This is a genomic window from Komagataeibacter swingsii, from assembly GCF_003207895.1.
GTDB lineage: Bacteria > Pseudomonadota > Alphaproteobacteria > Acetobacterales > Acetobacteraceae > Komagataeibacter > Komagataeibacter swingsii.
The window spans coordinates 109296-122549 of the sequence record NZ_NKUB01000001.1; the positions used below are offsets into that span (position 1 = coordinate 109296).

A 13254-nucleotide genomic window follows, 5' to 3' on the forward strand; every position below is an offset into this window, starting at 1 on the left:
CCGCCGTTAACACCGGAAGGACAGACGGGGAGACGAGATATGTACGAACACCACCTGTCCCGGCCCGGGTCCGCGGACGGTCAGCCGACCGGGCGGAGGGATATGGGCCAGGCATGAACGGTATCGTTGTTACCGCGCTCAAGCGGCCCTATACTTTCGTCGTCCTTTCCATCCTGATTGTCGTATTCGGTGTCCGTGGGCTGCTGCGCACGCCAACCGACGTCTTCCCCAGCATCAACATTCCCGTCGTCGCGATCTGCTGGACCTATACCGGCCTCATGCCCGAGGACATGTCCGGCCGTGTCGTCTATTATTACGAACGCGCCCTGACCGCGACGGTCAACAATATCGAACATATCGAAAGCCAGTCCTATTACGGGCGCGGCATCGTGAAGGTGTTCTTCCAGCCCGGCACCGATACCGCCGTGGCGCAGACGCAGATCACCTCCGTTTCCCAGACCGTCATCAAGCAGATGCCCGCGGGCATGACGCCACCGCTGGTGCTGACCTACAACGCATCGTCCGTGCCGGTGCTGACGTTGCAGGTGTCGTCCGATTCCATGACGGCGTCACAGATCTATGACATGTCCTCCAACCTGATCCGCCCCGCGCTGGTATCGGTTGCGGGGGCGGCCATTCCCAACCCGTATGGCGGCCAGCCGGGCAACATCATGGTCGACCTGGACCAGAGCAAGCTGCTGGCCCATGGCCTGTCCGCGACCGATATCGGCAACGCGCTGGGCAAGCAGAACATCGTGCTGCCCGCCGGTGACCAGCAGATCGGCGCGTTCGACTGGATGGTCCAGACCAATGCCTCGCCCGAGGAAATAGACAGTTTCAACAACATGCCCATCAAGCAGGAAGGCAATTCCGTCGTCTACCTGCGCGATGTGGCATGGGTGCATGCCGGCGGGCCGCCACAGACCAACATGGTGCTGGTCAAGGGGCATCAGGCCGTCCTGATCGTCATCATGAAAAGTGGCGACGCCTCCACCCTGTCGGTGGTCAGCGGGATCAAGGCGCTGCTGCCCTCCATCGTGCGCACGCTGCCGCCGGGCGTCGATATCACCGTGCTGGGTGACGCCTCGACCTTCGTGAAGGAGGCGGTGCGCGACGTGGTGCAGGAAATGGGCACCGCCGCCCTGCTGACCAGCCTTGTGGTGCTCCTGTTCCTCGGGTCGTGGCGATCGACGGTCATCATCGCCACCTCCATCCCGCTGGCCATGCTGTGTTCGGTCATCGGGTTGGGCATGGCGGGGCAGACCATCAATGTCATGACGCTGGGCGGGCTGGCGCTGGCGGTCGGCATCCTGGTCGATGACGCCACCGTCATGATCGAGAACATCGATGCCCACCTTGAAATGGAAAAGGATCTGGAAACGGCCATCATCGACGCCGCGAACCAGATCGTCATCCCCACCTTCGTATCCACATTATGCATCTGTATCGTGTGGATGCCGCTGTTCCAGCTTACGGGTGTCGCGGGCTGGCTGTTCATGCCCATGGCCGAAGCCATCATCTTCGCCATGATCGCGTCCTTCATCCTGTCACGCACGCTGGTGCCGACCATGGCCAAATACATGCTGGCGGCCCAGGTCGCGGCCCATGCGGCGGCAAAGGCTGCGGGCGGGCACCAGGAACCACGCAATATCTTCGGGCGCTTCCAGCAGGGGTTCGAGCGGAAATTCGTGGCCTTCCGCAACCGCTACCGCGCCATCCTTGAACACCTGATCAGCATACGCGGGCGGTTCGTGCCGATATTCGGCATCGGGGCGTTTTCCTCGCTCGTGCTGCTGGTGTTCGCGGGGCAGGACTTCTTCCCCGAAATCAATTCCAATGCGCTGGCGCTGCACATGCGCGCGCCGATGGGCACCAAGATCGCGGAAGCCGGCAAGATTTCCATGCTGGTGAATTACGAGATCGAACGCCTGCTGCCCGGACAGGTCGAAAACATCGTCAACAACTGCGGCCTGCCGTTCAGCCCGCTCAACCAGGCCTTCATCCCCACGCCCACCGTTGGCGCGCAGGACTGTGACCTGACCGTGACGCTGAAGGATGAGGAAGCGCCCGTCGCGAAATACCGCGCGATCCTGCGCAAGGGGCTGGCGGAGAAATTCCCCGGCACCGAGATCACCTTCATGCCCGCCGACCTTACGGCCAAGATCCTGAATTTCGGCCTGCCCGCGCCGCTGGACGTGCAGGTCACGGGGCGCAACCTGTACGCCAATTTCGACTTTGCCGAAAAGCTGGCTGAAAAGCTGCGCCACGTCACCGGCATTGCCGACGTGGCGGTGCAGGAACCGCTCAATACGCCCACGCTGCGCGTCAATGCGCGCCGGACCTATGCGCTGGGCACCGGCCTGACCGAGGCGGATGTCGCGAACAATGCGCTGGCCGTCCTGTCGGGTAGCGGGCAGGTAGCGCCAACCTACTGGCTGGACCCCAAGACCGGGGTGTCGCATCTGGTGGATATCCAGACGCCGCTGCAGTTCCTGCAGACCATGAACGACCTCGAGACCATTCCCATCGACAAGGGTGACGGCAACCCGTCGGACAAGGCGCCGCAGATCCTTGGCGGGCTGAGCGATATCGTGCAGACCGGCACCCCGGGCGAGGTTTCGCACTACAACATCATGCCGGTGTTCAACATCTATGCCTCGACCGAGGGGCTGGACCTTGGCGCGGTCTCCCGCCAGGTCGCCCGGGTGGTGGACGGCGCGAGCAAGGACCTGCCCACGGGGTCCAGCCTGACCATCCGGGGACAGGCGGAAACCATGAACGGGGCCTATACCCAGCTTATCGGCGGGCTGGCGATGTCGATCCTGCTGGTGTACCTGATCATCGTGGTCAACTTCCAGTCATGGCTGGACCCGTTCATCATCATCACGGCCCTTCCCGGCGCGCTGGCGGGCATCGCGTGGAGCCTGTTCCTGACGCATACGGCGCTGTCGGTCCCGGCGCTGACGGGGGCGATCATGTGCATGGGCACGGCCACGGCCAACTCCATCCTTGTCGTCTCCTTCGCGCGCGAACGGATGGATGTGCATGGGGATGCGCTGCGCGCCGCGATCGAGGCGGGGTATGAACGTATCCGTCCCGTGCTGATGACGGCGTCGGCCATGATCATCGGCATGCTGCCCATGTCGCTGAGCAATTCGCAGAACGCCCCGCTGGGCCGCGCCGTGATGGGCGGCCTGCTGGTGGCGACATGCGCAACGCTGCTGTTCGTGCCCTGCGTATTCGCCCTGATCCATTCCAGAAAGTCCAAGAAGCCCGCCGCTGGCGAAGGAGAGCACGCATGACCGCCACAGGCGAAAACCCCACGCCGCGCATGTCACGACGTGCGCGGCTGTATGTCACACTGGGTGGGGTTGTGGTGGCCGCCATTGTCGCCGGTGGCATCCTTGAACGCCGGATCCATGTCTCGCACCTGAAGGACGTGGCGCAGGACGCCGCCATTCCCCGCGTGCAGGTGATCATGCCGCAGAAGGGGCCGAAGACCCGCACGCTTGACCTTCCGGGCAATATCTCGGCGTGGTACCAGGCACCGATATTCGCGCAGGTCTCGGGCTATGTGCAGATGTGGTACAAGGATATCGGCGCGAAGGTGAAGGCGGGCGAGATCCTGGCCACCATCGACACGCCGGGACTGGATGCGCAGTACGCGGCGTCCAAGGCCAATTTCGACGTGGCCATGGCGCGGTACAGGCTGGCCCAGATCACCGCCAAGCGCTGGCGCGCGCTGCAGGGCACGCAGGCCGTGTCACAGCAGGAAGTGGACGTGCAGGCCGCCAATGCCGAAGCCCGGCAGGCGGAGGTCGAGGCCGCCCGGCACGAGGTCTCCCGCTTTGCCGCCCTGATCGCGTTCAAGCAGATCGTGGCCCCGTTTGACGGCGTGGTCACATCGCGCCTGGCGGATGTGGGCGATTACGTGAACGCGGGCGGTGGGGATGTCTCGTCCCGTGGCACGGCCACCGAACTGTTCAGCGTGGCGGACGTGCACCGCATGCGCGTGTTCGTGTCCGTGCCGCAGGATTATGCCGACATCATCAGCCCAAAGCTGGAAGGCGACGTGTCCGTGCCGCAGTATCCGGGGCGGGTGTTCAAGGCCAAGTTCCTTGCCACCGCCAAGGCGTTCAACGCCGGCACGCGCACGGTGACGACCGAACTGGTGGTCGATAATGACAAGCGCGAACTGTGGCCGGATTCCTATGCCAATGTACACTTTGTCGCACCCGGTGATCCCGATATCCTGATAATCCCCGAAGGTGCCCTTGTGTTCCGTGCGCAGGGCATGCAGGTGGCGGTCGTGGACGCCGATGACCGCATCCGCCTGCGCAATGTAACGGTTGGCACCAATCTGGGGACAAAAGTGCAGGTTCTGGCTGGTATCGGTCCAAAGGACCGGATTGTGAACAACCCGTCGGCGGGGCTGCTGGAAGGCCAGAAGGTCTATCTGGTCGGCGCGACGCCGGGATATAACGACGCGGGCGCGATGGCCTCGCCCGCGGTGGACAAGGGCGATGATGTCCGCGCCATGCCCGCGGGCGACGGCAGCGCCGGTGATGCGGGGGTGCGCCAATGAACGGCGCGCCGCGCGACCCGTCATGCCCCATGCTGTCCCGTCGCATGCTTTCGCTGGCCGGGTGTGCCGCAATCGCCGGCACGCTGGGTGGCTGCGTGGACCTGGCCCCGAAATACCATGGCCAGCATTACATGCTGCCAGACAACTGGAAGGGGGACGCCGTGGTCCAGTTCGGCACCCCGCAGGATGGCGCGGCGAGGGGAGACTGGTGGAAGGTCTTCCACGACTCCACCCTTGATGAACTGGAGGAACGCGCCAGCCACCTGAACCCGAACCTGCAGGCGGATGCGGAAGCCTTCACCCAGGCGCGCGACATCGTGGCCGAGGCGCAGTCGAATCTTTACCCACAGATCACGGGCGGGGCGGGCGCATCGCAGAACCAGGCGTCGAACCACCGGCTGTGGCGCGGTGCGGGATCGACCGGCCCGATCTACATGTCATCCGAGCAATACAGCGCCGCCGCACGGTGGGAGCCGGATTTCTGGTCCGCCATCCGTAACCGCAGGCGCGTGCAGCAGCGCCTGGCGCAGGCGGCGGCGGCCGATTTTGCCGTGGCGCGGCTGAGCATCCAGTCCGAACTGGCCAATGACTACATGCAGTTGCGCGGAATGGATGCGCAGCACGCGGTCTATCTCGACTCGATCCGGTATTACGAAACCGCCGTCAAGATCACCAAGATGCGGCAGGCCGGCGCGATTGCAGCCGGGATCGACGTATCGCGCGCGCAGACGCAGCTTTCCTCCACCCAGGCGGCGGATACGGACCTTCAGGCCCAGCGCGCGGTGATGGAGCATGCGATTGCGATCCTGGTGAACGTGACCCCGACCAGCTTCCATATCCAGCCGCGCAACCAGATCACCTTCCCCAAGGTGGCGACGCCGGTGGGCATTCCCGCCACCCTGCTGGAACGCAGGCCCGACATCGCCAGCGCCGAGCGGCACATGGCGGCGGCCAACCGGGCCATTGGCGTCTCGCGCGCGGCGTTCTTCCCCCGTGTAACCTTCAGCGCGACAGCCGGTTTCATGGATAATGGCTTCACGCTCGATAAATTCGCCAATGGCATGTACTCCTACGCCGCGCAGGCGGTCATGCCCCTGTTCCAGGGCGGGCTGCGGCGCGCGGAGGTACAGCGCAACTGGTCGCAGTACCGGCAGGCGGAAGACCAGTACCGCGCCATCGTGCTGGAGGCGTTCAAGGACGTGGAAGACGGGCTGAGCCTGACGCATGACCTCAATATAGAAGCTGGCCAGCAGGCCGAGGCCGTGCAGGCGTCCATGCGCACGCAGAACATGACCATGCAGCTCTATACCGGCGGCCTGACCAATTACCTGGACGTGGTGGTGGCGCAGGTCGCGGCCCTGCAGGCGCGCATTTCCGAAGTGCAGGTGGAAACCCGCTACATGCAGGCGCAGGTGGAACTGATCCGCGCGCTGGGCGGTGGATGGACCACGGCGGAGCTGCCAAACAACAGGCAGATCAAGCCCTTTGACCCCATGCAATACACGCATATGCGCATGCCACGGTCCTTCAATGGCGTGAATGTCGATAACGGCCCCGATTCCCTTGACCTGTCCGGCAAGGGATTTCACGACAGGGACTTGACAGCCCCCGCCAAATAGCGGTAGGTGCGCGCCTCTTATCGGAACGCGGGAGGTCACGCTCCCTGCCCATACGGGGCAGGGGCGGGCCACCAGAACCGCGGTCCGGGTGAAACAGTCAGGAGCCCCGGATATGGCCAAAAAAATCGTTGGCTACATCAAGCTGCAAATCCCCGCCGGCAAGGCGAATCCGTCCCCGCCGGTTGGTCCGGCACTGGGTCAGCGCGGCCTGAACATCATGCAGTTCTGCAAGGAGTTCAACGCAAAGACGCAGGGTCTCGAACCCGGCATGCCGATTCCCGTCGTCATCACCGCGTATGCCGACCGCACGTTCAGCTTCATCACCAAGACCCCGCCGAACACCTACTTCCTGATGAAGGCCGCCAAGATTTCCAAGGGCAGCTCCACGGTAGGCAAGGCGGCGTCCGTCGGCAAGGTCACGATCGCGCAGCTGCGCGAGATCGCCGAGACGAAGCAGAAAGACATGAACGCCAACGATATCGACGGCGCCGTGCGCATGCTGGCGGGTTCCGCCCGCTCCATGGGCCTCGACGTGGTGGAGGGCTGATTACAATGGCAAAGAACAAGCGTCTGACCGCAGCCCGCGCCGCCGTCGACAGCACGAAGCAGTATGGCCTGGACGAGGCCATCAACCTGGTCAAGAACAACGCCAAGGCGAAGTTTGACGAGACCGTCGAAATCTCCATGAACCTGGGCATCGACCCGCGCCATGCCGACCAGATGGTCCGTGGCCTGCTGTCCCTGCCCAACGGCACGGGCAAGACCCTGCGCGTTGGCGTGTTCGCCCGTGGCCCGAAGGCCGAGGAAGCGACGGCGGCCGGCGCCGACGTGGTTGGCGCCGAGGACCTGGCCGAAAAGGTCAAGGCTGGCGAGATCGAGTTCGACCGCTGCATCGCGACGCCGGACATGATGGCGCTGGTGGGCCGTCTGGGCAAGATCCTCGGCCCGCGTGGCCTGATGCCCAACCCCAAGCTGGGCACCGTGACCATGGACGTGAAGGGCGCGGTTGCCGCGGCCAAGTCCGGCCAGGTCGAATACCGTGCGGAAAAGGCCGGTATCGTGCATGCGGGCATTGGCAAGGCATCGTTTGACGAAGCCAAGCTGGCCGAAAACATCCGTGCGTTCGTGGACGCCGTCCAGAAGGCCCGCCCCGCGGGCGCCAAGGGCACGTATGTGAAGAAGATCGCCCTGTCCTCCACCATGGGGCCGGGTGTTACGGTTGACACGTCCGCTTTCACCGCGGGCTGAAGAATGACCCCGCCCCGTAACCGGGGTGGGGGAACAGGGGATGGCGGCCTGCCCGCCATTTTCCGAACCTGTCCATGACCGGATGTGGCGTAAGCCTTGATTGCCCGCAGGGGCTGCAACCGGGAGACGGGGATTGCCGGATCGGGGCGAAAGCCCGCACTGGTTGTTCCGTTTGAAAGGACAGGCGAACCGGGATGGTGCCGGCACGCCGGAATATCCCAAGGGTAAACCCTACCTGTCGGCTTCTTGCTGGCAGGTGATGATGGAGACGGGATTTGGACCGTACGGAGAAGCGGGAGTTTGTTGCCTCCCTCGCAGCCGTGTTCGCGAAGACGTCCATGGTCATCGTCACCCGTAACGACGGGCTGACAGTGGCTGATGTGACGGACCTTCGGCGTCGCGTGCGTGCGGCAGGAGCTACACACAAGGTCGCGAAGAACCGGCTGGCCTCTCTCGCCCTGGCAGGGACCCAGTTCGAAGGCATCAAGCCGCTGCTGAAGGGGCCGACCGCGTTGTCGTGGGCGGATGAACCCGTGGCCGTGGCGAAGGTGCTGGTCGAGTTCGCCAAAACCAATGACAAGCTTGTTCTGCTCGGTGGATCGCTTGGTGCCCAGACGCTTGACGTCAACAGCATCAAGGCTCTGGCCGAGCTGCCGTCCCTGGACGTTCTGCGCGCGCAGCTGGTGGGGCTTATCTCCACGCCGGCCACGCGTATCGCAGGCGTGCTGCAGGCGCCGGCCGGACAGCTTGCACGGGTTTTTGGTGCCTATGCCAAGACGGGCGAAGCAGCCTGAGACCTATGACCCGGCCCGCCGGGTTATCAAAAAAATGGCATTTTCCTAAAAAACGGGATTGTGCCGTGCCAACCAGTGTATAAATTAGGAAGACCAAAATTATGGCCGATCTGAACAAGATTGTTGAAGACCTGTCCGCCCTGACCGTTCTGGAAGCGGCTGAGCTGTCCAAGCTGCTGGAAGAAAAGTGGGGCGTTTCCGCCGCTGCTCCGGTTGCCGTGGCTGCTGCTCCGGGTGCCGCTGCTGCTGGCGCGCCGGCTGAAGAGAAGACCGAGTTCGATGTGGTCCTGACCAAGGCTGGCGACAAGAAGATCAACGTGATCAAGGAAATCCGCGCGATCACGGGTCTGGGCCTGAAGGAAGCCAAGGATCTGGTCGAGGGCGCGCCCAAGACCGTCAAGGAAGGCGCCAGCAAGGATGAAGCCGAAAAGATCAAGAAGACCCTTGAAGACAACGGCGCTTCTGTCGAAATCAAATAAGTTGGCCAATCGGGATGCGTCGTTTATGACGCTTTCGGGCTGATTGTTCAGGTGAGGGTGGAAACCGTCTGGTTTCCGCCCCCTTGGGCGTTACAGGCACCCTGGCCGCGAGGCTTCGGGTGCCTTTGGCGGTAGTAAAGGGTTGGCCGGGCCATGGGGCCGGTTGATCCGCCAAGGATTTTTACGGGCCGCGCAGTCCGCGTGACAGTCATGTCACGGTTGTGCGGACCTGTGTGGATGGGGGCTGGATAGGCGATGAACGCGATTACAAAATCGTTCACGGGACGCAAACGCATCCGCAAGAGCTTCGGGCACATACCCGAGGTCGCTCCGATGCCCAATCTGATCGACGTGCAGCGGGCAAGCTACGAGACGTTCCTTCAGATGAATGTGGCGCCCGACAGCCGGACGCCGACGGGCCTGCAGGAAGTGTTCCGTTCCGTCTTCCCGATCAATGATTTCGCAGGGCGCGGGCGTCTGGAATTCGTCAGCTACGAGCTGGAAGAGCCGAAATACGACGTCGAGGAATGCATCCAGCGCGGCCTGACCTTCGCCGCGCCGCTGAAGGTGATCCTGCGCCTGATCGTGTGGGACGTGGATGAGGATACCGGATCGCGCTCGATCCGCGATATCAAGGAACAGCCGGTTTACATGGGCGACATGCCGCTCATGACCGATAACGGCACCTTCATCATCAACGGGACCGAGCGTGTCATCGTCAGCCAGATGCACCGCAGCCCCGGCGTGTTCTTCGACCATGACAAGGGCAAGACCCATTCGTCGGGCAAGTTCCTGTTCGCCGCGCGCGTCATTCCCTATCGCGGGTCGTGGCTCGATTTCGAATTCGACAGCAAGGACCTGATCTACGTCCGCATCGACCGCAAGCGCAAGCTGCCGGTCACCACCCTGCTGTACGCCCTGGAAGGCGAGGCGTCCGAAGCCGCCCGCGCCGCGAAGGCTGCTGAAGGTGGCGATGTCGAGTCCATGGAAATCCGTGGCATGGACCCCGATGAGATCCTGAGCTACTTCTACGGCAAGGTCGAGTTCACCAAGACGGAAAAGGGCTGGGCGCGCCGTTTCGACGCCGATTCCTTCCGTGGCATGAAGCTGCTTGAACCGCTGATCGACGCCCAGACGGGCGAGGAAGTCGCCCCGGTCGATGCGAAGCTGACCGCGCGCATGGTCCGCAAGATCGCGGAAACCACCAAGGAAGTGCTGGTCGGCCCGGCGGGCCTGATCGGGCGTTTCATCGCATCCGACATCGTCAACGAGCACACGGGCGAGATCTTTGCCGAAGCCGGTGACGAACTGACCGAGCAGAAGCTGGAAGAACTTGAGGAAGCCGGCCTGACCACGCTGTCCACCCTTGCGGTTGACGCGGCCAATGGCCCGTGGATACGCAACACGCTGGCCGTGGACAAGAACGCCTCGCGCGATGAGGCGCTGACCGACATCTACCGTGTCATGCGCCCCGGCGAGCCGCCGACGCCCGAGACGGCGGAAGCCATGTTCTCCGGCCTGTTCTTCGATCCCGACCGTTATGACCTGTCCGCCGTTGGCCGCGTGAAGATGAACATGCGCCTTGGCGTGGACGTGCCCGACACGGTGCGCGTCCTGCGCAAGGAAGACATCCTGCGCACCGTCAAGATCATGTGCGAGCTGAAGGACGGTCGCGGCGCGATTGACGACATCGACAACCTTGGCAACCGTCGCGTGCGTTCGGTTGGCGAGCTGATGGAAAACCAGTACCGCGTCGGCCTGCTGCGCATGGAGCGCGCCATCCGTGAACGCATGGGGTCGGTCGATATCGACACGGTCATGCCGCATGACCTGATCAACGCCAAGCCGGCGGCGGCCGCCGTGCGTGAGTTCTTCGGCTCCTCGCAGCTCAGCCAGTTCATGGACCAGACCAACCCGCTGTCGGAAGTCACGCACAAGCGCCGCCTTTCGGCGCTTGGCCCGGGTGGCCTGACGCGTGAACGCGCGGGCTTCGAGGTTCGTGACGTGCACCCGACGCATTATGGCCGTATCTGCCCGATCGAGACGCCGGAAGGCCCGAACATCGGCCTGATCAACTCGCTGGCCACCTATGCCAAGGTGAACAAGTACGGCTTCATCGAAACGCCGTACCGCATGGTGGAGGACGGCGTCCTTCAGGATGGCTGGAAATACCTTTCCGCCATGGAGGAGGAAAAGCTGGTCGTCGCCCAGGCGGATGCGAAGCAGGACGCGCAGGGCCACCTGACGGACGATCTGGTTTCGGTGCGCCGTGGTGGTGACTTCCGCCAGGTCCCGCCGACCGATGTGACGGCGTGTGACGTCTCGCCCAAGCAGCTTGTCTCGGTCGCGGCCGCCCTCATCCCGTTCCTTGAGAACGATGACGCCAACCGCGCGCTGATGGGGTCGAACATGCAGCGTCAGGCCGTGCCGCTGGTGCGTTCGGACGCGCCGCTGGTCGGCACGGGCATGGAAGCCGCCGTGGCCCATGACTCGGGTGCCGCGATCGTGGCCCGCCGCGATGGCGTGGTGGACCAGATCGACGGCGCGCGTATCGTTGTGCGGGCCACGGATGAAGCCGGTGCGACGCAGGGCGTGGATATCTACCGCCTGCGCAAATACATGCGTTCCAATCAGTCCACCTGCATCAACCAGCGCCCGCTGGTGCGCGTGGGTGATCAGGTCCGCGCGGGCGAGATCATTGCCGATGGTCCCTCCACCGAACTGGGTGAACTGGCGCTGGGCCGCAACGTGCTGGTCGCGTTCATGCCCTGGAACGGCTACAACTTCGAAGATTCGATCCTGATTTCCGAACGGATCGCGCGTGATGACGTGTTTACCTCGATCCATATCGAGGAATTCGAGGTCATGGCCCGTGACACCAAGCTGGGCCAGGAAGAAATCACCCGCGACATTCCCAATGTCGGCGAGGAGGCGCTGCGCAACCTCGACGAAGCCGGGATCGTGTACGTGGGCGCCGAGGTGAACCCCGGCGACATCCTGATCGGCAAGGTCACGCCAAAGGGCGAAAGCCCGATGACGCCGGAAGAAAAGCTGCTGCGCGCCATCTTTGGTGAAAAGGCATCCGACGTCCGCGACACCTCGCTCAAGCTGCCGCCGGGCACGACGGGCACCATCGTGGACGTGCGCGTGTTCTCCCGCCGTGGCGTGGACAAGGACGAGCGCGCGATGGCGATCGAACGCGCCGAGATCGAACGCCTTGCCAAGGACCGCGATGATGAGCGCGCCATCCAGGAACGTTCCTTCTACAACCGTCTGCGCGAGCACCTGATCGGCCAGACGGCGGGTACGGGCTTCAAGGGCATCCGCTCCGGCACCGAGATCACGGATGAGGTCCTGTCCGAGCATCCGCGTGGCGCATGGCGCAACATCACCGTGGCGTCCGATGAGGTCATGGCGGAGCTGGAGACGCTGCGGCGTGAATTCGACGCCGCCGTGGCCAAGATCCAGGCCCGCTTCGACAACAAGGTCGAGAAGCTGCAGCGCGGTGACGAACTGCCGCCGGGCGTGATGAAGATGGTCAAGGTCTTTGTCGCGGTGAAGCGCAAGCTGCAGCCGGGTGACAAGATGGCAGGCCGCCACGGCAACAAGGGTGTCGTCTCCCGCGTTGTGCCGGTCGAGGACATGCCGTTCCTTGAGGATGGCACGTCGGTCGACATCGTGCTGAACCCGCTGGGCGTGCCGTCGCGCATGAACGTGGGGCAGATCCTTGAAACCCACCTGGGCTGGGCCTGTGCGAATATCGGCCGCCAGGTGGCCCAGATGGCCGATGAATACCAGCGCCATGGCGAGAAGCGGCAGGAACTGCTGGATGAACTGAAGTCGGTCTATGGCGACAAGGTTTATGACGAGCAGATCGGTGACATGACCGATGCGCAGCTGCTGGAACTGTGCGGCAACCTGCGCAAAGGCGTGCCGATCGCAACGCCGGTGTTCGATGGCGCGTCCATCCCGGATATCGAATCCATGCTGCAGAAGGCTGGCGTGGACAAGTCCGGGCAGTCGCAGCTGATCGACGGGCGCACGGGCGAGCCGTTCGAGCGCAAGACCACGGTGGGCTACATCTACATGCTCAAGCTGCATCATCTTGTCGATGACAAGATCCATGCCCGTTCCATCGGCCCGTACTCGCTGGTGACCCAGCAGCCGCTGGGCGGCAAGGCGCAGTTCGGTGGGCAGCGCTTTGGTGAAATGGAAGTGTGGGCGCTGGAAGCTTACGGCGCGGCCTACACACTGCAGGAAATGCTGACGGTCAAATCGGATGACGTGTCCGGTCGTACCAAGGTCTATGAAGCCATCGTGCGCGAGCAGGATGACTTCGAAGCCGGTATCCCGGAAAGCTTCAACGTCCTGATCAAGGAACTGAAGTCCCTTGGCCTGAATGTTGACCTGGAACAGAGCGGTTCCTGACCGGGCCTTGTGTTGCACGTCGGTCCATACATTTTTCTTTCAGGAGTGGAAGCAGGTAACGCGGCTGCTTCCGCTTCATTCCCTCAGGGGGTTTGCGGCGC

The 13254-nt window shown here is 63.4% G+C and carries 8 protein-coding genes; all 8 read left to right on the forward strand.

Annotated features, from left to right (window positions below; translation table 11 throughout):
* The first annotated feature begins 113 nt into the window (after positions 1-113).
* The 8 genes from CFR76_RS00515 to rpoB all read left to right on the forward strand — a co-directional run bounded on the left by CFR76_RS00515 (position 114) and on the right by rpoB (position 13153).
* Positions 114-3302: an efflux RND transporter permease subunit gene (locus tag CFR76_RS00515; protein WP_110555352.1), complete on the forward strand. Its 3189-nt coding sequence runs from the start codon at positions 114-116 to the stop codon at positions 3300-3302.
* Positions 3299-4585, forward strand: coding sequence for an efflux RND transporter periplasmic adaptor subunit (locus tag CFR76_RS00520; RefSeq protein ID WP_110555353.1), 1287 nt, complete (start codon positions 3299-3301; stop codon positions 4583-4585). Before CFR76_RS00515 ends, CFR76_RS00520 begins: the two co-directional genes overlap by 4 nt.
* A complete protein-coding gene (locus tag CFR76_RS00525; protein ID WP_110555354.1) occupies positions 4582-6204 on the forward strand; it encodes an efflux transporter outer membrane subunit in 1623 nt (540 codons plus the stop codon). Before CFR76_RS00520 ends, CFR76_RS00525 begins: the two co-directional genes overlap by 4 nt.
* Before the next feature lie 112 nt (positions 6205-6316).
* Positions 6317-6751, forward strand: a complete 435-nt coding sequence (rplK, locus tag CFR76_RS00530) for a 50S ribosomal protein L11 (protein WP_010513094.1) — start codon at positions 6317-6319, stop codon at positions 6749-6751.
* Between the two features lie 5 nt (positions 6752-6756).
* Entirely contained in the window at positions 6757-7452 is a 696-nt protein-coding gene (rplA, locus tag CFR76_RS00535; protein WP_025439074.1) for a 50S ribosomal protein L1, read from the forward strand.
* Positions 7453-7727: 275 nt separating this feature from the next.
* On the forward strand, positions 7728-8246 hold the full coding sequence (gene rplJ, locus CFR76_RS00540; RefSeq protein ID WP_110555355.1) for a 50S ribosomal protein L10: 519 nt from the start codon (positions 7728-7730) through the stop codon (positions 8244-8246).
* Positions 8247-8347: 101 nt separating this feature from the next.
* Positions 8348-8725, forward strand: coding sequence for a 50S ribosomal protein L7/L12 (gene rplL, locus CFR76_RS00545; protein ID WP_110555356.1), 378 nt, complete (start codon positions 8348-8350; stop codon positions 8723-8725).
* A 255-nt stretch (positions 8726-8980) separates the two neighbouring features.
* A complete protein-coding gene (gene rpoB / locus CFR76_RS00550; RefSeq protein WP_110555357.1) occupies positions 8981-13153 on the forward strand; it encodes a DNA-directed RNA polymerase subunit beta in 4173 nt (1390 codons plus the stop codon).
* Positions 13154-13254 lie beyond the last annotated feature (101 nt).

Bases quoted from the DNA above. Each gene is read 5' to 3' on its own strand.
- CFR76_RS00515 (WP_110555352.1), top strand. From the start codon at position 114: ATGAACGGTATCGTTGTTACCGCGCTCAAGCGGCCCTATACTTTCGTC.
- CFR76_RS00520 (WP_110555353.1), top strand. From the start codon at position 3,299: ATGACCGCCACAGGCGAAAACCCCACGCCGCGCATGTCACGACGTGCG.
- CFR76_RS00525 (WP_110555354.1), top strand. From the start codon at position 4,582: ATGAACGGCGCGCCGCGCGACCCGTCATGCCCCATGCTGTCCCGTCGC.
- rplK (WP_010513094.1), top strand. From the start codon at position 6,317: ATGGCCAAAAAAATCGTTGGCTACATCAAGCTGCAAATCCCCGCCGGC.
- rplA (WP_025439074.1), top strand. From the start codon at position 6,757: ATGGCAAAGAACAAGCGTCTGACCGCAGCCCGCGCCGCCGTCGACAGC.
- rplL (WP_110555356.1), top strand. From the start codon at position 8,348: ATGGCCGATCTGAACAAGATTGTTGAAGACCTGTCCGCCCTGACCGTT.
- rpoB (WP_110555357.1), top strand. From the start codon at position 8,981: ATGAACGCGATTACAAAATCGTTCACGGGACGCAAACGCATCCGCAAG.